Annotated in this window: 23 protein-coding genes; 14 read left to right on the forward strand and 9 right to left on the reverse strand. The window is 51.0% G+C overall.

Annotated features, from left to right (window positions below):
• Positions 1 to 4: 4 nt before the first annotated feature.
• From rsgA to ACO0LN_RS12330, 3 genes are read right to left on the reverse strand one after another with little or no spacing between them, the layout of a single operon-like run.
• Positions 5 to 910, reverse strand: a complete 906-nt coding sequence (rsgA, locus tag ACO0LN_RS12320; RefSeq protein WP_422974128.1) for a ribosome small subunit-dependent GTPase A — start codon at positions 908 to 910, stop codon at positions 5 to 7.
• A complete protein-coding gene (locus ACO0LN_RS12325) occupies positions 910 to 1,260 on the reverse strand; it encodes a 4a-hydroxytetrahydrobiopterin dehydratase (protein WP_422974130.1) in 351 nt (116 codons plus the stop codon). Before ACO0LN_RS12325 ends, rsgA begins: the two co-directional genes overlap by 1 nt.
• Before the next feature lie 10 nt (positions 1,261 to 1,270).
• Entirely contained in the window at positions 1,271 to 2,530 is a 1,260-nt protein-coding gene (locus tag ACO0LN_RS12330) for a M48 family metallopeptidase (protein WP_422974132.1), read from the reverse strand.
• Between the two features lie 42 nt (positions 2,531 to 2,572).
• Between ACO0LN_RS12330 and orn the strand changes: the two genes are divergently transcribed.
• Positions 2,573 to 3,169, forward strand: a complete 597-nt coding sequence (orn, locus tag ACO0LN_RS12335; RefSeq protein ID WP_422974134.1) for an oligoribonuclease — start codon at positions 2,573 to 2,575, stop codon at positions 3,167 to 3,169.
• 94 nt (positions 3,170 to 3,263) lie between these two features.
• Here the strand turns inward: orn and ACO0LN_RS12340 are convergent, their stop codons facing one another.
• The gene (locus ACO0LN_RS12340; protein WP_422974136.1) at positions 3,264 to 3,698 is read right to left on the reverse strand and encodes a VOC family protein; all 435 of its coding nucleotides are present in this window, start codon (positions 3,696 to 3,698) and stop codon (positions 3,264 to 3,266) included.
• Positions 3,699 to 3,723: 25 nt separating this feature from the next.
• Entirely contained in the window at positions 3,724 to 4,080 is a 357-nt protein-coding gene (locus ACO0LN_RS12345; RefSeq protein WP_422974138.1) for an FKBP-type peptidyl-prolyl cis-trans isomerase, read from the reverse strand.
• Positions 4,081 to 4,475: 395 nt separating this feature from the next.
• Here ACO0LN_RS12345 and ACO0LN_RS12350 point away from each other — a divergent pair, with 395 nt between their 5' ends.
• The 8 genes from ACO0LN_RS12350 (at position 4,476) to ACO0LN_RS12385 (ending at position 12,223) form a co-directional block, all read left to right on the forward strand.
• Positions 4,476 to 5,450: a cytochrome D1 domain-containing protein gene (locus ACO0LN_RS12350; protein WP_422974140.1), complete on the forward strand. Its 975-nt coding sequence runs from the start codon at positions 4,476 to 4,478 to the stop codon at positions 5,448 to 5,450.
• A 34-nt stretch (positions 5,451 to 5,484) separates the two neighbouring features.
• Positions 5,485 to 6,240 carry a polysaccharide deacetylase family protein gene (locus ACO0LN_RS12355; protein ID WP_422974142.1) on the forward strand — a complete coding sequence of 252 codons (756 nt, stop codon included), beginning with the start codon at positions 5,485 to 5,487 and terminating at the stop codon, positions 6,238 to 6,240.
• The gene (locus tag ACO0LN_RS12360) at positions 6,240 to 7,220 is read left to right on the forward strand and encodes a sterol desaturase family protein (protein WP_422974143.1); all 981 of its coding nucleotides are present in this window, start codon (positions 6,240 to 6,242) and stop codon (positions 7,218 to 7,220) included. Before ACO0LN_RS12355 ends, ACO0LN_RS12360 begins: the two co-directional genes overlap by 1 nt.
• Entirely contained in the window at positions 7,217 to 8,062 is an 846-nt protein-coding gene (locus ACO0LN_RS12365) for an EI24 domain-containing protein (RefSeq protein WP_422974145.1), read from the forward strand. Before ACO0LN_RS12360 ends, ACO0LN_RS12365 begins: the two co-directional genes overlap by 4 nt.
• Before the next feature lie 20 nt (positions 8,063 to 8,082).
• Complete coding sequence (locus ACO0LN_RS12370; RefSeq protein WP_422974147.1) at positions 8,083 to 8,883, forward strand: competence/damage-inducible protein A; 801 nt, start codon at positions 8,083 to 8,085, stop codon at positions 8,881 to 8,883.
• A 2-nt stretch (positions 8,884 to 8,885) separates the two neighbouring features.
• On the forward strand, positions 8,886 to 10,232 hold the full coding sequence (locus ACO0LN_RS12375; protein ID WP_422974149.1) for a TAXI family TRAP transporter solute-binding subunit: 1,347 nt from the start codon (positions 8,886 to 8,888) through the stop codon (positions 10,230 to 10,232).
• Between the two features lie 39 nt (positions 10,233 to 10,271).
• Positions 10,272 to 10,757, forward strand: a complete 486-nt coding sequence (locus tag ACO0LN_RS12380; protein WP_422974151.1) for a hypothetical protein — start codon at positions 10,272 to 10,274, stop codon at positions 10,755 to 10,757.
• Positions 10,758 to 10,930: 173 nt separating this feature from the next.
• Positions 10,931 to 12,223, forward strand: a complete 1,293-nt coding sequence (locus ACO0LN_RS12385; RefSeq protein ID WP_422974153.1) for an acetamidase/formamidase family protein — start codon at positions 10,931 to 10,933, stop codon at positions 12,221 to 12,223.
• A 60-nt stretch (positions 12,224 to 12,283) separates the two neighbouring features.
• Here the strand turns inward: ACO0LN_RS12385 and ACO0LN_RS12390 are convergent, their stop codons facing one another.
• Positions 12,284 to 12,541, reverse strand: coding sequence for a hypothetical protein (locus ACO0LN_RS12390; RefSeq protein ID WP_422974155.1), 258 nt, complete (start codon positions 12,539 to 12,541; stop codon positions 12,284 to 12,286).
• Between the two features lie 75 nt (positions 12,542 to 12,616).
• Between ACO0LN_RS12390 and ACO0LN_RS12395 the strand changes: the two genes are divergently transcribed.
• Both ACO0LN_RS12395 and ACO0LN_RS12400 read left to right on the forward strand, forming a co-directional pair.
• Positions 12,617 to 13,408 (forward strand): helix-turn-helix domain-containing protein, encoded by a 792-nt coding sequence (locus ACO0LN_RS12395; RefSeq protein ID WP_422974157.1) that lies wholly within the window; start codon positions 12,617 to 12,619, stop codon positions 13,406 to 13,408.
• A 31-nt stretch (positions 13,409 to 13,439) separates the two neighbouring features.
• Positions 13,440 to 13,916, forward strand: coding sequence for a type II toxin-antitoxin system RatA family toxin (locus ACO0LN_RS12400; protein ID WP_422974159.1), 477 nt, complete (start codon positions 13,440 to 13,442; stop codon positions 13,914 to 13,916).
• Here ACO0LN_RS12400 and ACO0LN_RS12405 read toward each other — a convergent pair.
• A complete protein-coding gene (locus tag ACO0LN_RS12405; RefSeq protein WP_422974161.1) occupies positions 13,911 to 14,984 on the reverse strand; it encodes a hypothetical protein in 1,074 nt (357 codons plus the stop codon). The two genes, ACO0LN_RS12400 and ACO0LN_RS12405, sit on opposite strands and share 6 nt — an antisense overlap.
• Before the next feature lie 150 nt (positions 14,985 to 15,134).
• Here ACO0LN_RS12405 and ACO0LN_RS12410 point away from each other — a divergent pair, with 150 nt between their 5' ends.
• A complete protein-coding gene (locus ACO0LN_RS12410) occupies positions 15,135 to 15,845 on the forward strand; it encodes a response regulator transcription factor (protein WP_422974163.1) in 711 nt (236 codons plus the stop codon).
• The gene (locus ACO0LN_RS12415) at positions 15,842 to 17,275 is read left to right on the forward strand and encodes an ATP-binding protein (protein WP_422974165.1); all 1,434 of its coding nucleotides are present in this window, start codon (positions 15,842 to 15,844) and stop codon (positions 17,273 to 17,275) included. The genes ACO0LN_RS12410 and ACO0LN_RS12415 overlap by 4 nt, the downstream gene beginning before the upstream one ends.
• A gap of 32 nt (positions 17,276 to 17,307) precedes the next feature.
• On the opposite strand, the gene ACO0LN_RS12420 is transcribed toward ACO0LN_RS12415, so the two are convergent.
• Both ACO0LN_RS12420 and ACO0LN_RS12425 read right to left on the reverse strand, forming a co-directional pair.
• Complete coding sequence (locus ACO0LN_RS12420) at positions 17,308 to 17,649, reverse strand: hypothetical protein (RefSeq protein ID WP_422974167.1); 342 nt, start codon at positions 17,647 to 17,649, stop codon at positions 17,308 to 17,310.
• 117 nt (positions 17,650 to 17,766) lie between these two features.
• Positions 17,767 to 18,870, reverse strand: a complete 1,104-nt coding sequence (locus ACO0LN_RS12425) for a threonine aldolase family protein (protein WP_422974169.1) — start codon at positions 18,868 to 18,870, stop codon at positions 17,767 to 17,769.
• A 105-nt stretch (positions 18,871 to 18,975) separates the two neighbouring features.
• Here ACO0LN_RS12425 and ACO0LN_RS12430 point away from each other — a divergent pair, with 105 nt between their 5' ends.
• A complete protein-coding gene (locus tag ACO0LN_RS12430; protein WP_422974170.1) occupies positions 18,976 to 20,685 on the forward strand; it encodes a M14 family zinc carboxypeptidase in 1,710 nt (569 codons plus the stop codon).
• Positions 20,686 to 20,722 lie beyond the last annotated feature (37 nt).

The raw sequence follows: 20,722 nt of genomic DNA on the forward strand, positions 1-20,722 counted from the left end.
GATATCAATATCCGATCGTCTGCTTCGACTCATGTACCAGTTGTTCAAACATATCATGCCGCATGGTAGAGATTTCCCCATCTTTGACTGCTGCCAGAATCGCGCAACCAGGTTCGGTGTGATGGTGGCAATTATAGAATTTACACTTGCCCAGATGTGGCAAAAATTCAGGAAAGGCGCGTTCCAGCATGCCTTCACTAAGGTGATGTAAACCAAATTCCTGAAAGCCTGGGGAGTCGATCACGTAGGAGTTTTCATCCATGTGATACAGGCGTGTGAAGGTGGTTGTGTGTTTGCCAGTGTCCAGCGCCGCCGAGATTTCGCGCGTCGCGATTTCTGCATCGGGGATCAGCAAATTGATCAGTGAAGACTTGCCCATGCCAGACTGGCCGATGAGGATAGTGCTTTGCCCCTGCATCAGATTGTGCATGAGCTGGCGCGTACCTTCCGGATCAGTTCTCACCGATACTTCATGTACCGGATAGCCGAGCTTGGCATACAGGCCAACGCGCTCTCTTGCCTTGGGCAGGGAGGCTGTGACATCGACCTTGTTCAAGATAAGATGCGGTTTGATGCCCGACGATTCCGCCGCCACCAGGGCGCGCGATACCAGGTCATCGGTGAAGCTGGGTTCAGTCGCGACAACGATCAGCAACTGCGTCAGGTTTGCTGCCAGCATCTTGGATTTGTACTGGTCAGAGCGATACAGCAAAGTCTTACGCGTGGTGATGGCTTCTATGACGCCCTGGTTTTTGGATGTCAGTGCGTATTCAACGATGTCACCTACCGAGACATCGCTTTTCTTGCCACGGGTGACGCAATGGAGCTTGATTTGTACGCCATCTATCTCTGCTTGGACCAGGTAATGGCGGCCATGGGCAGCAATGACTAAAGCTTGTGGACGCGCCATCAGGAAAAACTCTGCTGAAAAATCGCGTCTATCTTGGCGGCGCAGATAAAGTCATTTTCTGAAATGCCACCCTTGCCATCATTCACGGTGTGCGTATCAAACTTGATGACGCAACGGTTATAGGTTACCACCAGTTCAGGGTGATGATCTTCCGCATGGATCACATAGGCAATCGCATTGATGAAGGACAGAGTTTCATAATAATTCTTGAACTGAAAAGTCCTGATGATGCGTGGCCCATCTTGCGTCCATTGTGGTGTCGCCGCAAAGTAGGCGGGCAGGCTGGCGTCATCAAGGCCTGTTTCTGTATGCTGGGATTTCTTCGCCAGCAAGTCTGTGAATTTGATCATGGTGTCTCCGTTATTGTGCTGCCAGCAGGTGGTTAATACGCACCGATGCTGAGGGATGTGAGTCATAAAACGCCGAATGCAGGGGATCAGGCGTCAGGGTAGAGGAATTGTCGTCATACATTTTGACCAGGGCTGTGACCAGGTCATTGGCATTCGTGTGTTTGGCGGCAAAGGCATCGGCTTCAAATTCATGTTTGCGTGAAGTGATGGCACTCAGCGGTGAAAACAGGAAAGTAAACACCGGCAAGACCAGCATAAATAAAATAATCGCCATCGCATCATTTTGTGCCAGCAACATGGGATCTACACCCAGGCCAGTGTAGAACCAGATTTGTTCTTTAAAGAAGCCCAGCATGGCCATGAAAACCAGCGATAAGGCGAACATGACGGCCATGCGCTTGATGATGTGCTTGAGCTTGAAGTGACCAAGTTCATGCGCCAGCACGGCTTCAATCTCATTGGGTGCAAGGCGTTCCAGCAAGGTGTCATAAAATACGATGCGCTTGGCGCCACCAAAGCCCGAGAAGTAGGCATTGCCATGGCCAGAGCGTTTTGAACCGTCCATGACAAAGATGCCTTTCAAGGCAAAGCTGACGCGCTTGCTCAGGTTTTCTATGCGTTCTCGTACTTCTTCATTGTCCAGTGGCCAGAATTTGTTGAACAGGGGCGCAATCACGACCGGGAAAATCAGCATGATCAGCATCTGAAAGCCTATGAAGAATGCCCAGGCATACAGCCACCACAGGCTGCCAGCTTTTTCCATCAGGGTCAGTATCACCCATATCAGGGGCAGGCCCAGTACAGCACCTATCAGGGTATTCTTGACCATGTCAGTGAAAAACAGGCTCAGCGTCATTTTGTTGAAACCAAATTTTTCTTCCAGCACGAATTGTGAGTAATAGGTAAAGGGGAATTCAATCACGCTGCTGATAATAGCAAATGCCACCAGCAGGCTGATCTGATACCACATGCCGGGGCCAGTAAGCTTGACCAGATGCACAGACAGCCATTGCAAGCCACCAAACAGGGTAAAACCCATCAGCACGGCTGCATTCAACAGCAGCATAGCCATACCCAGCTTGGTCTTGGCAATGGTGTAGTCCGCCGCCTTTTGATGAGAGGCCAGACCTATCTTTTCTGCGAATTGCGCAGGCACAGCAGCACGGTTGCGCAGGATGTGGCGAATATGGCGGGAGCCCAGCCAGAACTGAATAATCAGTGCCAACAGCAGGAAGGAAACGAATAAAACCGAAAAAACGGATGAAATCATGGGAAAATGTGACATTCGATAAGTAATAGCCAAGGAAGAATTATGTCACAAGCGACCGACATTCAAACAAACACTGCAAATCCTGCCACGCCAGCCCGTCCAAATGAAATGAACCTGATCTGGCTGGACATGGAAATGACAGGCCTGGACCCGGATACAGATCGTATCATTGAGGTGGCCGTGGTGGTAACGGATTCACAATTGAATGTACTGGCAGAAGGCCCCGTATTTGCAATTCATCAATCTGATGAAACCCTGGACAAGATGGATAACTGGAACAAGGGCACACATGGCCGCTCTGGCCTGATCGACAAGGTCAAAGCCTCTACCGTGACGGAAGCAGACGCTGAAACCGCCCTGATCGCCTTCTTGAAGCCCTATGTGCCAGCAGGTAAGTCACCTATGTGTGGCAATACCATCTGCCAGGACCGCCGCTTCATGGCGCGTGGCATGCCCAAGCTGGAAGCTTTCTTTCACTACCGTAATCTTGATGTATCGACATTGAAAGAACTGTGCCGCCGCTGGAAGCCGGAACTGGCATCTGGCTTCAAGAAGCATCAAAAGCACACAGCATTGGCGGATATTCTGGAATCCATCGAAGAGCTCAAATACTATCGCGAGCATTTCATTAAAGAATAAGCTGTATTCACCAAATTTGTAGCAAATAAGCAAAAAGCCAGGCTGAGACCTGGCTTTTGTTTTTTTGTTTATTTTTTTATATATTTGAACGGTCTCAGAGCAGCACTAGCCCTTCATAGGGCTTGATTTTCAAACTGTCGAGCCTTGATTGCAAATCACCGACATGCAACTCCAGCTTGTGGCCGTCAGGATCAGGCAGGTAAAGCGAATCACCTTCGCTTTTATTGATTTTCCATAGTATCAATTCGCCTGCATCTGCCATTTGCTTAAAAATGGCAAAGGACGCAAGCTTCACAGAAAATGCAGTGTGGGTGTATTCAGGGGGAACACTGGTACGGCAATCCTGGTCAAGCGAAAGGCAAATCCAGTCATTGCCAGCTCCCAGATAGGCACCGTTTTTCCAGCGGGCGACTGGTTTCAAGCCCAGTGCATCTACATAAAAGCGGAAAGAGCGCTCCAGGTCAGCCACCGAGAGGGTAATATGATTCAAGCCCGTGACAGCAGCCACGGGCTTGTTCAAATCAGGCATGCTGATTATTGAAAGAGCGGGGGGATTAAACGCCCAGCAATTCCACTTCAAATATCAGGGTTGCATTGCCAGGGATGACACCACCAGCGCCGCGTGGGCCGTAACCCAGGCTGGAAGGGATAGTCAGCAGACGGGTGCCGCCCACTTTCATGCCTTGAACGCCTTCATCCCAGCCTTTGATCACATGACCAGCACCCAATGGGAAAGAAAATGGCTGGCCACGGTCTTTGCTGGAGTCAAACTTCTTGCCTGCGCTACCATCAGGGTTTTGCAACCAGCCTGTGTAGTGAACATCGACGTGATTACCTGCGACGGCTTCCGCGCCTTCGCCGACAATTTTGTCTTCATATTGCAAACCACTGACTGTTGTAATAGTACTCATTAATTATTCCTTTATTCCGCGTTTTGTCACGCTACTAAATTGTTGCTGGTATTTGATTCCAGTTATGCTGTTTTCAAGTCCGTATATCGTGTTCCCTGATATTTTTGTTGCTTGCTTTGTTGTGCGAGACAGGCAATTTCATAGGGAAACATGTTAAATGCCGACGAAAACTCCCTGAAATCAGCATCTCTGATCTAAAAAAGCTGGCGCAATTGTAGAGCAAAAGAAAAGATTTTGGTCACTCAGCTTTAGGTTCTTGTTCTGGCAGCAATAGATTCTGGCTTGATTTTGGACAAATTAGGTGAAAAATCTGAAAAACAATGAAAGGAAAGCTCTTTCCTTATTGTCATGCGCTGTAAAATGCCAGTTCGATTTATTTTTTTGCGGTCTTTTTCATGCGTAGTCGTATCTTGTTGTCGTCTTTGGCGTTTTCTTTGGTTTCCGCACTCTCTGCATTTTCAGCACAGGCCAATGTAGTCGTGGTGCTCAATTCGCGCGATGCCACTGTGAGTCTGCTTGATCAGGCCACTTATAAAGAAATTAGCACCTTTCCTGTAGGCAAGGAACCCCATCATTTGATGGCCACCCCAGACAACAAATCCCTGATCGTGGCAAATGCGGTGGGTAATGAACTGGTATTTCTTGATCCCAAGACTGGTCAGATACAACGCCGCATGAAGGATATTGCTGACCCTTACCAGATCGGGTTTTCTCCAGACCAGAAGTGGTTTATCTCTAACTCCCTGCGCCTCGACCGTGTTGATTTCTATAAATTTGACGGCCAGGAGATGAAGCTGGTACAACGTGTACCACTGGCGAAATTGCCTAGCCATATGGCTTTTGATGCAGCCAGCACGACGGTTTTTATCACCCAGCAGGGCAGTGACCAGATTTCTGCGATTGATCTGGCGACTCAAAAAATCAAATGGACTATCCCGGTGGGCAAGCTGCCCGCAGGTATTTCCATGACACCTGATGATAAATACTTGCTGGTCGGCATCATGGGCAGCAATTATGTTGAAGTCATCGATTGGCGCACGCAAAAAACTGTCAAGAAAATCAAGGCGGGTGAGGGTACGCATAACTTCCGTGCTCTGGGCGACAAGCGTCATATTTTTGTCTCCAACCGCACTTCCAATGAAATCAATATCCTTGACCAGCAGACACTGGAAATTGTCGGCACTATTCCCGTTCCAGGAGGCCCTGACTGTATGGAAGTCAGCGAAGATGGTAAAACCCTGTGGGCAACCCTGCGCTGGATCAAGAAAGTGGCTGTCATTGATATTGCCAGCCGCAAGGTGATCAAGCTGATACCGGTTGGTCGTTCTCCGCATGGCGTTTTCTTTGCCAATCGTGCCGGCAATATGTAAATTGCTGCGGCCTGCACATGTGGCCTTGGTTGCCATGGCGTGTTCGCCTGCGGTGATTGCAGCGACTGCAGCAGGCAACTGCAAGGGAAGCATCTACCTGACTTTTGATACCGGCAGCCAGTCGCAGGCAGAACTGATTGCTGCGACCCTGCGCCGTCATCAAATCAAGGCGACTTTTTTCCTGGCGAATGAAAAGACCGTGCAAGGTGATTATTCGCTCGACATGAGCTGGTCGCCGTACTGGAAAAAACTGGCAGAAGAAGGCCATGCTTTTGGTACTCACACTTTTGATCATGTGTATGTCGTCGGCGATTTGCCTGATGGTCGTGTTGCCGTCAAGCCGCAGTTTGGTGCGCAAGCTGGCCAGACCCTGCAATGGACAGCAAAAGATTATTGCCAGGAGCTGCGCCGTGTTGATCAGCGTTTCTTTGCCCTGACGGGTAAAAAACTGGATCCGCTCTGGCGCGCCCCTGGTGGCAAACTCACTCCTAATTTGTTGACGGCTGGGCAGGCTTGTGGCTACATGCATGTAGGCTGGTCACCCGCCGGGTTTTCTGGCGATGAATTGTCCAGCGAAAAATTCAGCAACCCCATGTTGCTCAGACGTGCTCTCGACAAACTCAGGGATGGTGATATTTTTATGGCACATCTTGGCATATGGTCACGCAAACAGGCCTGGGCACCAGAAAACCTTGAGCCCTTGCTTAGCGGTCTTGAGCAAAAATCCTTTTGTTTTGCTACTCTACGCGAACACCCCGCTTATCAAAATTTAATTCAGCAGAAAAAATAATGACTATTTCCGATCTGTTCACAAATCTGCAAGCCTGGATTTTTGAAACGATAGTACAGCCCGCCATGTTTAACCTGGGCCTGGGTGAGTTTGTGGAAGACTCCTATGAAGGCGTCGAATGGTTCATGCTCGGCGTTTTGCAATTGATCGTGCTGTTCATCATCTTGCGCCCGCTGGAATCATGGATGCCGGTGCATGAAATCAAGAACCGCTATGCACGCTGGAATGATTTCATCTATACCGCTTTGCACAGGCTGGGGGCTTTTTCCATCCTGGTGTTTTTTGTGCTTGATCCCTTGCTGGATCAACTCACGGCCCTGCTGCACCTGCAAGGTGTGAACCCCTTCAACCTGGAAAACATCTGGCCAGGAATGTTGCAATATCCGGCTCTGCTGTTCTTGGTGTATCTGGTGGTGCTGGACTTTTTTGACTACTGGTATCACCGTGCCGAGCACCAGTTCAACTGGTGGTGGGCATTGCACAGCCTGCACCATAGCCAGCGCGACATGAACTTGTGGAGTGACAACCGCAATCACCTGCTTGATGATTTTATCCGTGATATTTACATGGGTTTGATTGCGATTGTCATTGGTGTGGAGCCTGGACAATATGTCATGCTGGTCATGGCATCCCAAATGCTGCAAAGCCTGCAACATGCAAACGTACGCATTCATTTTGGCCGTATAGGTGAATACCTGCTTGTATCCCCACGTTATCACCGTACCCATCATGCCATAGGCATTGGGCACGAAACTCATGGCAAGGGCACACTCGGCGGGCATAACTTTGCGGTGTTGTTCCCCATCTGGGATGTATTGTTTGGTACCGCCCTGTTCGCCAAAGAATTTGCGCTGACCGGCATACGTGACCAGTTGCCCGCCCCGGAAGGCAGCGCACGCAACTATGGCGAAGGATTCTGGTCACAGCAATGGCTGGGTTTAAAGCGCATGTTTGGATTTGACAAGGAAAAACAATCATGAATATCGCATCCGTGATGCGGGCCTGGGGCAGGGCAGTAGCAGCGCAATTACGCTACCGTATGCTGCTGCTCACATTGCTCCCCTTCGCAGCTGCTTTCATTTTGTGTGGCGTGATCATGTACTTGGGTTTGCAGGCATCCATGGATTTGATCCAGGCTTGGTTGACGGAAAATAATCGTTTTCTCAAGGTTGGTGATGTTCTGACTTTCGTTGGTCTCGCTTCTCTGAAAATGGTTGTTGCCCCATTTGTTTCCATGTGGGTACTATTGCCTATCATGGTGTTTACGTCGCTATTGTGCATAGCCATGTTTGCCATGCCAGCCATCAACAAACATGTAGGTTCGAGAGATTATCCTGAGCTTGAACAAAAAAATGGTGGCACCCTGCTAGGGAGTATCTGGCATTCCTTGTCTTCTTTTGTGGTTTTCGTCGTTGTCTGGCTGTTGACACTACCGCTGAACTTGATTCCATTTGTGAACTTACTCCTGCAACCTTTGCTGTGGGGCTGGTTGACTTACCGGGTCATGGTGTACGATGCACTGGCATTGCATGCCGATGCCGACGAAAGAGTTAGTCTGATGCAGGAGCATCGCTGGTCTTTGATGTGTATAGGTACAATTGCGGGCCTGTTCGGAGCTGCTCCTGGTTTGCTGTGGCTGGGCGGGGGGATGTGGGTTCCACTTTTGCCGGTGATGGCGGGAGCCGCTCTCTGGATTTATATTCTGGTTTTCGTGTTTACCGGCTTGTGGTTCCAGCATTACTGCCTGGAAGCCTTGCAGCGTCACCGTAGCGTGGCACCCCAGGCAGGGCCGTCAGTTTCGCAGACGCTGCCCAGCCTGTAATATAAAAATAAGGAGAAATCGTGGCAATCGGTCTGATTATCGTTGGCGATGAGATTTTATCTGGCAAACGCGAAGACAAGCACATGACCAAAGTCATCGCCTTGCTGAAGGCGCGTGGCATGCAGCTTGACTGGGTTGAATATGTAGGAGACAACCGCGAGCGCATTACCGCTACCCTGAAGCGCAGCTTTGCCAGTGGTGACGTGGTGTTTTCTACCGGTGGCATAGGTGCGACACCAGATGATCATACCCGCCAGTGCGCGGCAGCCGCGCTGGATTTACCAGTCGTTCTGCATCCAGAAGCCAAACTTCTGATACAGGAACGCATCATGGATATTGCCAAAGAAAAAGGTGAAGTGGCTGACCTGAGCACGCCCGATCATTTGCACAGGTTGAAGATGGGCGAGTTTCCGCTTGGGGCCGATATCATCCCCAATCCTTTCAACAAGATCGCCGGTTTTTCCATACGCAATCATTTCTTTGTTCCCGGCTTTCCGGTCATGGCCTGGCCCATGCTGGAGTGGGTGCTCGATACCTATTTTTCTCATCTGTTCAATCAGCATGCACAATTTGAACAATCGGTGCTGGTATATGAAATGGCTGAATCCATTGTCACACCTTTGATGGAGCAACTGGAAGCCGATTTCCCACTGATCAAAGTTTTCAGCCTGCCTACTGTTGGCAGTGAGACAGAACGCAGGCATATAGAACTGGGCGTCAAGGGCGATGAGCAACAAGTGCCTGTTGCCTATCAAAAAATGCTGGAAGGCTTGCAGGCACTGAAAGCAGAATACATCCCCACGCCTGCCAAGCCTGCCTGAACATGCAAAAAATCAAATTCACCCTCTTCAATCTGCGTGATTTGCTGGTCGCATTTGGCCCGATCACGCTGATGGTGGTGATAGTCTGTGGCGTTGGCTACTGGCTGGTAGATCCTGCGCCACCGCGTGTAATTGATATTTCCAGTGGGCAGGAGAATGGTTCTTATGAGCGCTTTGCGAAACGCTATGCGCAAGAACTGCAAAAAAACCAGATCACCCTGCGCCAGCAAGTGTCGCAAGGGTCAGAAGAAAACCTGAGCCGCATCAGTGACCCTGATTCTGAAATTGAAGTGGGCTTTGTGCGAAGTGGTTCGAGTGATGAAGCTCAGGCACATGAGCGTGGCCTGATCTCACTGGGCAGCCTGTTTTATGAGCCTATCTGGGTGTTTTACCGCAGCCCCAAAGAAGTCACTACGATTAGCCAGTTCAAGGGCAAGACTGTCAATGTTGGCCCTGATGGCAACGGCGTCGCCAAACTGTTCAGCCAGATTTTAAGTGTCAACGGCATGTCAGAAGAAGATGTCAGCATACAAAAACTGGCTGATACGCCGGGCACGGCTGCTTTGCTGGATGGCAAAGTTGATGTATTGATTTTCAGCTCTGCCAGTGATTCGCCGCTGGTGCAAATGTTATTGCTGACTCCCGGCATACGCCTGTTTGATTTCGTCCAGGCAGAGGCATATACAAGGCGTTTCCCGTTCTTGTCGCATGTTGTGCTGCCACGCGGCATTGTCGATATAGGCAAGGATATTCCTGCTCGTGATTATCACTTGATTGCACCAACAGCGACCCTGGTCGCCCATGAAAGCCTGCATCCTGCCCTGATGGGTTTGTTGCTACAGGCAGCGCACAGGATACATAGCGGCGCCGACTGGTTCAGCCGTCAGGGTGAGTTCCCCTCCGATAAATATACTGAAATACCAGTAGCACATGAGGCCGAGAAATTCTATAAAAACGGCCCGCCTGTGTTGCAGCGTTACCTGAGCTTCTGGATTGCCAATTTCATAGAGCGCATGTGGGTCGTCATCGTCGCCCTCGGTGCCTTGTTCCTGCCACTTTCAAAAATTATTCCGCCCCTGTATGTCTGGCGCATACGCTCACGCATTTACCGCTGGTATGGCCAATTGCGACTGGTGGAGCAGGCGATAGAAGAAGTCGAATTAGAAGACAGGCATGGCGTTGCAGAGAAACAATTGCGCTATCTCGATGAGATAGAAGAAAAGGTCAATCGCATCACCATACCCTTGTCCTATGCCGAGGAATTATATGGCTTGCGCAGCCATATCGCTTTTGTACGCTCAAGGGTGCAGGCGATGCTGACTGCATCCATGGGGCAGGCGACGCAGTAATGGAACTGTACTTCCAGTAAGGTTTTTTAAAGCAAATTGATGCTTGAGAAAAAAACTACCAGTGAAAGCAAATTTGCTGCCCCTCGTTTATACAGACTATTTTTAAAGAGCCTGGCTGCAGTTTTATGTCTCATCTTTCTGGTGCTGTTGAGTGGTCCCTGGCTATTGTATGCATACGGTTTATCAAACATTACAGGCCGGCCCGAACATGCCAAAATCGCGGTGCTCAGTCCAGAAGACAAAGCGCTGATCTGGAAAGAATTGAAAGAGCAGGGCGCTATGCAAGTAGAGGTCTTAACGCCCTATGAAATATATTCTCTGTTGCTGGATAGGTCCGACCCTGCTGGCTTACGCTTGGCCTGGTATGTTGCCAGAAACTATAATTACGATCATCTGCAAGACCGCCGTATGGTGAATTGGAACATCTCCGGCGAGGCACTTACGGTGTGGCTGACGCGGCACTGGAGTGCTGATGAATTGCTGGCCAAGGCACTGGAAATTCGCCAAAGCAAGGCAAAACCATGATTTCATCATGCGTCGGTGATGTAAATCAACGCAAACCAACGCAAACCAACGCAAACTAATTGACGTGTTTGCAGTCTGTGCATGACAATTGGCAGTTCATCGCATTTAATGAAGCTTAGGCGCAGAATAATTTAGTATTGCAGCTACATTTAATTTTTCTCACGGAAAAAAACATGCTGCGATACGCGATGTTATTGATCTTTCTTGTCCCTTGTCTGGCGAATGCAGCAGATGAAGAGCATTGGCTATTGCAAGTCGATAGATGGGGCAATCGCTCTTACCAGACCTTGAGCATTACTGTGAGTGGCAGCAGCATCAGCGGCAAGCTCGATGGTGACCAGCTTCTTGGTACGCGCACCGCCAAAGGCATAGAGTTCACGGTAACGGATGCTGACAAGGCCAAGTATTCCTATGTCGGCACAGTCAGCAATGATGCCATGCAGGGCACGGCTGATTTTCCTGATACAAATAAGCCGCAGGCAAGAGCCGCACACACATTCAGCGCACGCAGGATACCTGATCGCCCTGCCGGAAGCGCACGAAAATACGATTTCCAGCCCACAAATTATTCTAATGAATTCGATCCGCATCGTTTGCCAGTGCTGACGATCTGGCCGGGCGATACAGTGCATACCAAGACCATAGACTCTGGCGGCGTCGATGAGAATGGCGTCACCAAAGCCCTGTATGGCAATCCACAGACTGGCCCGTTTTTTGTCGGCACTGCCGAGCCGGGTGATACGCTGGTCATCCATCTTAAACGCTTGCGCCTGAACCGTGATTATGCCGACAGCCTCGACAGTATCGTCGGCAGGGCATTGGGTACTTCACTCGCGGCCAAAGCCACAAATCTTGGCAAGCCCATACGCTGGAAGCTGGATAGGGAGCGTGGTTTGGCAAGCCCAGAGAAACCAACAGAGGGTTTGCGTAATTTGAGTTTGCCGGTGCGCCCCATGCTGGGAGGGCTGGCGGTTGCACCTGGCAATGGTTCCCCACCTATATCTACAGGTGACACTGGCCGCTTTGGTGGCAATATGGATTTTAATGAGGTCGTTGAAGGTAATACCGTCTATCTGACTGTGCAGCAACCCGGTGCCTTGTTGTATCTGGGAGATGCCCATGCCTTGCAGGGAGATGGCGAGACTTCGCAATATGCATTGGAAACATCCATGGATGTGGAATTTACCGTCGATGTCATTAAAGGAAAATCTGTCAATGCGCCAAGAGTAGAATCACCAACACAGATCATGGTGCTGGGACAGGCAGGCTCGCTGGATGATGCCCTGCGGGCAGCTACCGGTGGTATGGTGCAGTGGCTGCAACAGGATTACGGTCTCAGCCTGTCAGAGTGCGCGCAGATTTTGGGTAGTGCAATTCATTTCAGTATTCCCAATCTGGCGGGGCGCAGCGTCGGTGTGGCGGCAAAACTCGACAAGACTGTGCTGGCGAACCTGCGCCGTCAATGAGGGCAAGGACCAGAGGGGGGCTGGCTTGCCTCATTGACGATCTGCATGGTCGGTGTCTGATTACAATTGATGTGCGGCCAGCATGTCACGCAGGCCGGGGTCTGCAATAGCGAACACATCAAATATACCCAAAGCCTTCAAGGCAGGCAGGGCTTCGACTACGGCTGCTTTTGCATCAGCGCGCTCTTCTGCTGAACTGTCTGACTGCAAATAAGTCTTTGCATTAACCACAAAGGCAGCGACCGTGCCTTTTCTGATAGTCAGGCCGTCAATAGTGGTCGTGTTGATGTGATCTGGCAGTATGTCTTCGGCTTTCATGTTGTTTCCTTGTGGGTGAATGGAGACTGAAGTTTGCGCTTCATGTCCAAAAGTCGCTTGCGATATAATGCCAACATGTGTCGAACTGAGGCCAAGCCCTTACCCCTGATCAATCCCGAGCACGCCAATGCGGATGGCGGGGCGATTGCTTACGCTGTCATCAGCAAGACCCATGCGAGGATGACGCCAGAACACAGCCATGCCCGCGGTCAGTTGCTGGCGGCAACGACAGGCGTGCTGGTGCTCGAAGCAGAACAGCAGCATCTGCTTGTGCCTCAGGGCTATGCCATCTGGCTGCCACCATTTATTACCCATGCCATGCGTACCAGCCATTTGTTCAATGGCTGGAGTGCCTATCTTGCCCCTTCAGAAGTGCTGCCTGCCAAAACCCAGGTGTTTCCAGTATCCGGTTTATTGCGGGAAGCGGTTTTACGTGCGGCGAGCTGGGGTGTTGGCGATCAGTTGAACGCAGCTCAAGAGCGTGTGCTGGCCGTCATTGTCGATGAAGTAGCGAGCCTGCCACCTCAGGATTTTATACTCGCCATGCCCACCGACCGCCGCCTCGTCAAAATCGCCAGCGCATTATTGGAAAATCCTGGCGACCCGCGTCCCATGCAAGAGTGGGCGACCTGGGCAGGCATTGCACCACGCAGCATGACCCGCCATTTTGCTGATGAAACGGGCATGAGTTTTTCTGACTGGCGGCAACGCGCCAGACTCATGCGGGCGCTGGAGTTACTGGCCGCTGGCACAGCAGTGACCAACATCGCACTTGAACTGGGTTACGATAGTCTGAGTGCCTTTATCGCCATGTTCAAGCGGCACTTTGGCGTACCGCCGGGCCAGTTTTTGGCTGGCAATCAATGAGTTCTCTTCCATTAACATCACAGGACAAGATATGCTGATCAAACATGAATTTGAAGTCAGGGCCAGTGCCAAGTATCTGTTTGACCTGACCCAGGATTACACGCTCAGGCAAGAATGGGATACCCTGACTACTGAGTCCTATTTGCTGAATGCAAAACAGGCTGCTGTAGGTGCGCAGGCACGCTGCATAGACGGCAATGGCCTGGCGATGGATATTGAATATGTGTCGTACAAGCCAAATGAAGTGGCCGCCGTCAAGATGGTCAGCGGCCCCTATATTTTTGACCAGTTCGCTGGCGGCTGGCATTTCAAGGCCTTGTCTGACGGGCTTACCCGTGTCCGCTTTTCGTATAACATCACGGCCAAACCACGCTGGCTGTCATGGTTGTTGACGCCTATCCTGTGCCTGAAATTCAAACGCGAGACAGAAAAGCGCATTGTTGCACTGACAGCCTACGCAGAGCGGCAATTTGCTGTCTTGCCGCCCGCGCATCCTGTTGCTTTATAAGGCATTCATGAAGGCCTTGCGTATCTGGCGGCCGCATTTGACGGATTCCACATAAGCCCCGGCTGCCTTATCGTGGCGCGACAGAATGCCATAGTATTTCCTGTCAGGGCTGACCCATGGGTAGAAACCCCATTTGCCCGGGCTGGAGTACGCATCAATACTGCCATTGCCTTTTTCTGATTCTACCCAGTGGTTGTAAGAGTAAGTCCAGGGTTCATTCATCAGCAATATGGGCGAGAACACGACCTTGCCGGGGCAGACAGAAGGCAGGGCACAGACTGCCTCATCACCCAGGTAGCTGCCTATCACCAATTCCTGCTTCATGATCTTTTTCAGGAATAGCGCATAGTCGGTGGCCGTACCCATCATGCCGCCTGCCATCAGCGGATCAAGTGCTGCCATGTTGAAACCCTTGCTCAAGCCTATGGTGTTCTGGTATTCCGTATCCAGCTGGTTTGCCGTGAAATTGCCCAGGCCAAGGTCCTTGACGGCCAGCTTTTGGTCATGTCCGCTGTCATAATCAAATTTGTTAATGGTGTTCTGGTTGGGCTGTTCGGTATTGTCACCCATGCCTGCCGAGTAGCAGGCGGAGACATTTGTTGTGCCAGCACAGGCATCTTCATTGAAGCCAGTATAACCTGACATAAAGCGCAAGCCATCCTTCAGTGTGTTGCTGCTGCGTACCCGGTTGATGCCTTTCTTTTCCAGCACGTAGGCGCCAAATATCCATTTCGAGGCAGAGGCAATATTGAAGTAAGTGTTTGATTTAACGCTGCCAGCGCCTTGCGAAGCAGAGACTATGGGAGCATTGTCGGTGGCATTGCCGATTTCCCAGTAAAAATCGCCCAGCTTGTCGGTGGTGCACATGGGGTCTGTGCTTGCTGCATTCTTGGCTGCCGCGATGGCGGCGGTAAGGCGGGTAGTGGAATTGGTAGCACTGGCCGAAACGGGTGGTACAGCGTCACTTGTAGTGCCAGGACTGCCAGGGCTACCACCGCCACAGGCACTCAGCAAACTGGCTGCAGCCGCCATAGTGGCAAGGCTCAGCACGGAAGCAGGATAGTTCATGTTATCTCCAGTAGGGAACAGATAATGGACAGGCCCGCTTGTCAGATCGTGAGGTGCAGGCCCGCTGTCAGAAACTGTAAACATGAATTCTGTAATTTTGATGGAAGAGTTTCTCGTTCACCGCAATATGGCAAAATGAAGGAGTAATCTTTGTTACCACATGTTTCAAACTCCATGAATCCTGCCACTACCGTCCTGCTTGTAGAAGATGACCCCATGATCGCCCGTACCTTGAGTATGGGCTTGCGCTATGAGGGTTTTGAACTCAGCCATGCAGGCAGCATCGCTATCGCCATGAACTTACTGGAGCAACAGGCCTTCGAGCTGATATTGCTGGATGTGGGCCTGCCTGATGGTGACGGCATCAGCCTGTGCAGGGCATTGCGCGCATTGCACCCGGCAACGCCGATATTGATGTTGTCTGCCAGGGTCGATGAAAGCGCCGTGGTCGCCAGCATGGAAGGCGGTGCCGACGATTACATACGCAAGCCCTGTGGGCTGCGGGAACTTAGTGCCCGTATGCGCCGTCTATTGGTCAGGGCACAGCCAGCCGGGGAGCCAAGGGCGGTTATCAGCTTTGGTGATATTGAGATGGATGTACAGCGTCGCAATGCCAGTGCCAGAGGAGTAGCGCTACAATTGGGCAAGAAAGAATATGATGTGCTGATGTTGCTGGTGCGTGCCAACGGTGACGCCATCACCCGTGAGCAGATACTGAGTCAGTTTGAGGACAGTAATATCATTTACGACCGCACCATCGATTCCCACCTTAGCCATTTGCGCCGTAAATTAAAGGATGCCGGTGCGACTGAGCGTATCGTCGCCATTTATGGCATAGGTTATAAACTGGAGCATGCATGAGTCGTTCATTATGGTTGCGGTTTTTTGCGATCAGCGTATTTTTTGCATTGCTGTTGAGTCTGTTCTATCTGTGGATGATCAGGGAAGTAACCACGCGCCCCGGGGATGAAGTACAGCGCAGCATGTATCTGTTTATTGCCCGCATTGTGGAAGGGCATGATTACGCCGAGGGGCTGCGTCTTGTACAGACTTACCGCAGCGAGTCACCAGCAATCCCGCTGGAAATGTGGATAGTGAATGCAAACAATCAGATACTCGCGAGCAGTCCGGCAGATGCCGTTCCACCAGCCGCGCTTTTGCAGCGTACCAAACCAGGAGTAATCCATGAGGTAGCAGCACGTGGGAGATTTTTTTCAGGGACGGCAGCTTCTGCCATTGTGCGTCTGCAATCTGATCAGCCCAGTTATTTGCTGATACACAATCCGGGTACACCTGCACGTGGCGCATTTTTTACCATGGCGACCTTGTTCGTGGTGACACTTGTTACTGCAATTTTGCTGGGCCTGTTATTGCTGACTCTATATCTGCGTATGCGGTCGGCAGAAGCGCGGCGGGTGATTCAAGACATGGAGGCTGGTAACCTGAGCGCACGTTTTACCTCTGGCAGGCTGGATGCCATAGGTGGGCTGATGCAGCATTTCAATGCCATGGCCAATGAAATACAGCGCTTGGTCTTGCGACTACAAGCCATAGAAAAAACCAGGCGCGAACTATTGCAAGAGCTGGGCCATGATTTGCGCACGCCATTGACCAGTTTGCGTACCGCGATTGATACCCTGTCTGTACATGGTGACGCGATGGAACAGCAGGAACGTGAAGAGTTTTTTACTGTCGTCAGTAATGAACTGGATTATTTCACCAAGCTCATCGATGACTTGTTCTTTATCGCCAATATTGATGAACCGCGCTACCGTAACCAGGCCAGCAGTGTCGATTTACGCGACTTGCTGAAAACCGAAACAGGCCATGCCGTACACATGCAACAGCAGGCAGATCAGGCCATAGAATTTGTGCTGCAGATAGATGCTGACTGTGAGCAAGGTAGTCAGCACGGCGGGTTTATTACCGGTGATACTTACCTGATATCCAGGCTTTTGCGCAATGTTTTTGAGAATGCTGGCAGATATGCGCAAAGCAAAGTCCGCGTACGCCTGTCTGCCATTGATACAGTGCTGGTATTGACGATTGAGGATGACGGTCCCGGTTTGTCTGACGATGCCATGTTCCGCTTTGGCCAGAGGCGCGACACCCGCCTCTCATTCCAGGCTTTGCCAAGCAGGCAGGCGGGAATGTCGCTGGGCCTGGGCTCAGTCATTATCAAGGCGATAGTCGAATTGCATGGCGGCCATTACGAGATAGCTAATGGCGAAGCCCATAGCGAATATCCAGGTGCACGCCTGGGTCTGACATTCCCCAGGCGATATTCCTGATCAGCGAGGTAAGCCTGAGTTTGGTACTGTTCTCAGTATTGGTGGCTTATGGACTGTTCTTTGCTTTTGGGGCGTGACTTCGCGAGCGTGGGTTTTAATTGCGAATCCGTAATGCGGAAGGTGTCCCTTTTGTCGCCCATCAGAGCGCGCAACTCCTTGATCGTGAGGCCACTGATCTCATGCATGCTGATCATTAGCGACGCACCTATAGGCAAGCGCAAGTGGCGGATTTTGCTGATCACCGGTGGTGCCACGTCCAGCATTTTTGCCAGTGCCGCATCATTTTTCAGATGCAGGCGCCTTATGAGCGTATCAAACAGGTGATTGGGGTTGTACTTGACCTTGTCGGACTGCAGATTGAGCAGGCTTATCATTATTTCTCCTTGGCGTTTCTTGAAAAAAATGAAACGATGCCAAGGAGCTTAATAAAGATATAAAGTTTTGTATGTGCGATAACTCACATAGCGCCCACATACTGCTTGAAAGCAGATTCAGTGAGTGCTGTTTTTCAAGGCTTGCGCCAGTAGCTGCAAAGCCTGCCTCAGTTTTTCGTCATCCATGGCAAGCAGATTATCGCCTACATACCATTCAAACATGCACTGCCCGGGTAAGGCAGTGTGTACGGCATTATTGAACAGCCATATCCCGTGTTCTTGCGCGATGCGGTTGCGGATGGTGATGGCAGTATCCCGGTCTATCGGCAGATACAGGTGCAGCATATTGCATTGTGGTGCGCTGGGATTGGTTTTGAATTCGGGATACGCGCGCAATTCTTCAAACAACCATAGGGTGCGGGCAAAGCAGGCGGGCAGGGCAGCCAGCCTTAGATCAAACTGCATCGCAGCAGCGACGACATAGGGGCTGCGGCGGAATACACTGCCACCTTGCCTGTGCATCCAGACACGTGCTTTGGCAATGAAATCGGCACTGCCCAGCAGCATGGCACCACCCAGGCCAGCTATACCTTTGTAGAACGAAACATAGACCGTATCAAAACCTGCACTTACTTCTGCCAGGCTGCGGCCATAACCGGCGGCAGCTTCCCACAGGCGCGCTCCATCCATGTGCAGGTGTATATCCTGCTGGCGGCAATGGGCTTTGATGGCGTTCAACTCTTCCCAGTCAGGTAACTGCCCGCCTATTTCGCGCATGGGTAATTCATACTGTGCCGCAGCGATTTTCTCGGGCTGGGCCTGCAAATCCTTCAGTGTCCAGGGTCTATATGGGTTGCCAACCTGCACGGCCTTGAAATGATCGAGCAACTGAAAATTGCTTTTTTCATGGACCAGGATATGCGAGCTCGCATGCAAGGCGACCAGCGGGCTGCCCCTTTCTTCGCAAGCCAGACGCATGGCAGTAACCTGGGTCAACGTGCCGGTGATACAGAACAGACCTGCTTCCATGCCCAATAAAGCAGCGATCTTGCTTTCGAAAGATTGCACCAGTTCACCCTCACCATAGGTGTCATGTTGCACCTGATGCTGCTCTGACCAGGCTGCCATGCGTCCAAAGGTTTCTGCAGGCGTGATGGCACGATGGCCAGGCAAAGTGGTATGACAATTCTGGCGCAGTGCGCTTATTTCAGCATCGGTCACAAGGTTCTCCAGCAATTTGTTTCAATCAGGCATCAGTATGCCATGTCAGTACCATCACTTGTACGCTAAAATCGTGGGATATATTTACTTCAACTGGTGTAACGCATGTCATCACATACAGACCATACTACCGCCTTCATCACACCCTATGAAGCCGGTAACCAGAACCAGACGACCACCTGGCAAGCCTGCATACAGTTTTACCAGGACCTGGCAGCGCAATTTCCAAACATCCTGCAATTCAGCCAGATCGGTGTTTCTGATAATGGCAAGCCCATTCACGCCGGTATCGTGACTGTCGATGGCGTATTTGAGCGCGAGCGCATCAAACTGGAACAACGCACGGTATTTTTCAATAATAACGGCATACACCCGGGTGAGCCTGAAGGTATCGATGCCTGTATGGCGCTGGTACGCGATTTTTGTATCCAGCCCGAACGCCTCGCGGCACTGGGTAAAACGGTATTCCTGTTCATCCCCGTGTATAACGTTGATGGCTGTCTGAACCGTCAGGATACTTCACGTGTCAATCAGGATGGGCCAGAGCAGTTCGGTTTCCGTGGTAACAGCCTGCATCTTGACCTGAACCGTGACTTCATCAAGTGTGATAGCGAAAATGCCCAGGTCTTCAACCGCTTTTTCAGCGAATGGAGCCCGGACGTCATGGTTGATACGCACACCTCAAATGGCGCTGACTACCATTACACCATGACCCTGATACAAACCCAGGCAAACAAGCTTGGCCATGGTCTCGGCCCCTACTTGCGCAATACCATGTTACCTGCCATTTATACAGAAATGCAGGAACGTGGCTGGCCGACTTGTCCCTATGTGAATCCCGTCAAGGACAGCCCTGATCATGGCATAGAAGATTTCCTGGAAACACCACGGTTTTCTACTGGCTACGCAGCCCTGCATCACACCATAGGTTTCATGCCTGAAACCCATATGCTGAAACCTTTTGCCGACCGCTACGCGTCCATGCGTGCCCTGGTGGAAACCGTGCTGGCATTCACGGTCGCCCATGGCGCAGAAATACAGGCATTGCGTGCACAGGCGCGCGAGGCTGCCAGCCAGCAACAGCAGGCAGCAGTGCATTGGGTAGCTGACCACAGTCAGGCTTCCAGCTTCATGTTCAAGGGGTACCAGGCGGTGTATAGCCCCAGCGTGCTGGGTAATTACACGCGGCTGTCGTATGACCGCAGCCAGCCATGGGAAAAAGCCATTGCTTATTACGATCACTTTGTCGCTGATATCACAGTCACGCAAGCCAGGGCTTACCTGATACCGCAAGCCTGGCGCGCAGTCATAGAACGCCTGCAATGGAATGGTGTGCAAATGCAAAGGCTGGAAGCCGATACCAGCTTGCAGACCGAGGTTTATCACATACAGTCAGTGCAATCACGTCTGCATGCCTATGAAGGCCATATGTTCCATGACGATGTGCAGTTGCTGCAGACCAGTGCTAGCATCATTGCCAATGCAGGTGATTATCTCGTCCCGCTGGATCAGCCAGCGGCACGCTATATAATCGAAACCCTGGAACCCCAGGCGCATGACAGTTTCTTCCGCTGGGGCTTTTTCAATAGCGTACTGGAAAAGAAAGAAGCTTATTCAGATTATGTCTTTGAAGATACCGCCACCGATATCCTCAACACCGAGCCAGAAGTCAAGGCAGCCTTTGAGCAATGGAAGCAGGAAAACCCAGGTTTACTCAGCGACCAGCAAGCGGTTCTCGATTTTATTTTTAGCCGTTGTGCAAGATTCAAGGAACCAGAATGGCGCCGCTACCCTGTGTTGCGCATAATGCATTGATTTTTTGAAATTTGTTACAAGTTTTTACAGAAACATA

It is taken from the genome of Undibacterium sp. TC9W (genome assembly GCF_049339865.1).
Taxonomy (GTDB): Bacteria; Pseudomonadota; Gammaproteobacteria; order Burkholderiales; family Burkholderiaceae_D; genus Undibacterium.

Bases quoted from the DNA above. Each gene is read 5' to 3' on its own strand.
- ACO0LN_RS12420 (WP_422974167.1), bottom strand. From the start codon at position 17,649: ATGATAAGCCTGCTCAATCTGCAGTCCGACAAGGTCAAGTACAACCCC.
- ACO0LN_RS12405 (WP_422974161.1), bottom strand. From the start codon at position 14,984: ATGAACTATCCTGCTTCCGTGCTGAGCCTTGCCACTATGGCGGCTGCA.
- ACO0LN_RS12415 (WP_422974165.1), top strand. From the start codon at position 15,842: ATGAGTCGTTCATTATGGTTGCGGTTTTTTGCGATCAGCGTATTTTTT.
- ACO0LN_RS12400 (WP_422974159.1), top strand. From the start codon at position 13,440: ATGCTGATCAAACATGAATTTGAAGTCAGGGCCAGTGCCAAGTATCTG.
- ACO0LN_RS12340 (WP_422974136.1), bottom strand. From the start codon at position 3,698: ATGCCTGATTTGAACAAGCCCGTGGCTGCTGTCACGGGCTTGAATCAT.
- ACO0LN_RS12385 (WP_422974153.1), top strand. From the start codon at position 10,931: ATGCTGCGATACGCGATGTTATTGATCTTTCTTGTCCCTTGTCTGGCG.
- ACO0LN_RS12395 (WP_422974157.1), top strand. From the start codon at position 12,617: ATGTGTCGAACTGAGGCCAAGCCCTTACCCCTGATCAATCCCGAGCAC.
- ACO0LN_RS12330 (WP_422974132.1), bottom strand. From the start codon at position 2,530: ATGATTTCATCCGTTTTTTCGGTTTTATTCGTTTCCTTCCTGCTGTTG.
- ACO0LN_RS12390 (WP_422974155.1), bottom strand. From the start codon at position 12,541: ATGAAAGCCGAAGACATACTGCCAGATCACATCAACACGACCACTATT.
- ACO0LN_RS12375 (WP_422974149.1), top strand. From the start codon at position 8,886: ATGCAAAAAATCAAATTCACCCTCTTCAATCTGCGTGATTTGCTGGTC.
- ACO0LN_RS12350 (WP_422974140.1), top strand. From the start codon at position 4,476: ATGCGTAGTCGTATCTTGTTGTCGTCTTTGGCGTTTTCTTTGGTTTCC.
- ACO0LN_RS12430 (WP_422974170.1), top strand. From the start codon at position 18,976: ATGTCATCACATACAGACCATACTACCGCCTTCATCACACCCTATGAA.
- ACO0LN_RS12355 (WP_422974142.1), top strand. From the start codon at position 5,485: ATGGCGTGTTCGCCTGCGGTGATTGCAGCGACTGCAGCAGGCAACTGC.
- ACO0LN_RS12365 (WP_422974145.1), top strand. From the start codon at position 7,217: ATGAATATCGCATCCGTGATGCGGGCCTGGGGCAGGGCAGTAGCAGCG.
- ACO0LN_RS12380 (WP_422974151.1), top strand. From the start codon at position 10,272: ATGCTTGAGAAAAAAACTACCAGTGAAAGCAAATTTGCTGCCCCTCGT.
- ACO0LN_RS12360 (WP_422974143.1), top strand. From the start codon at position 6,240: ATGACTATTTCCGATCTGTTCACAAATCTGCAAGCCTGGATTTTTGAA.
- ACO0LN_RS12325 (WP_422974130.1), bottom strand. From the start codon at position 1,260: ATGATCAAATTCACAGACTTGCTGGCGAAGAAATCCCAGCATACAGAA.
- ACO0LN_RS12345 (WP_422974138.1), bottom strand. From the start codon at position 4,080: ATGAGTACTATTACAACAGTCAGTGGTTTGCAATATGAAGACAAAATT.
- orn (WP_422974134.1), top strand. From the start codon at position 2,573: ATGTCACAAGCGACCGACATTCAAACAAACACTGCAAATCCTGCCACG.
- rsgA (WP_422974128.1), bottom strand. From the start codon at position 910: ATGGCGCGTCCACAAGCTTTAGTCATTGCTGCCCATGGCCGCCATTAC.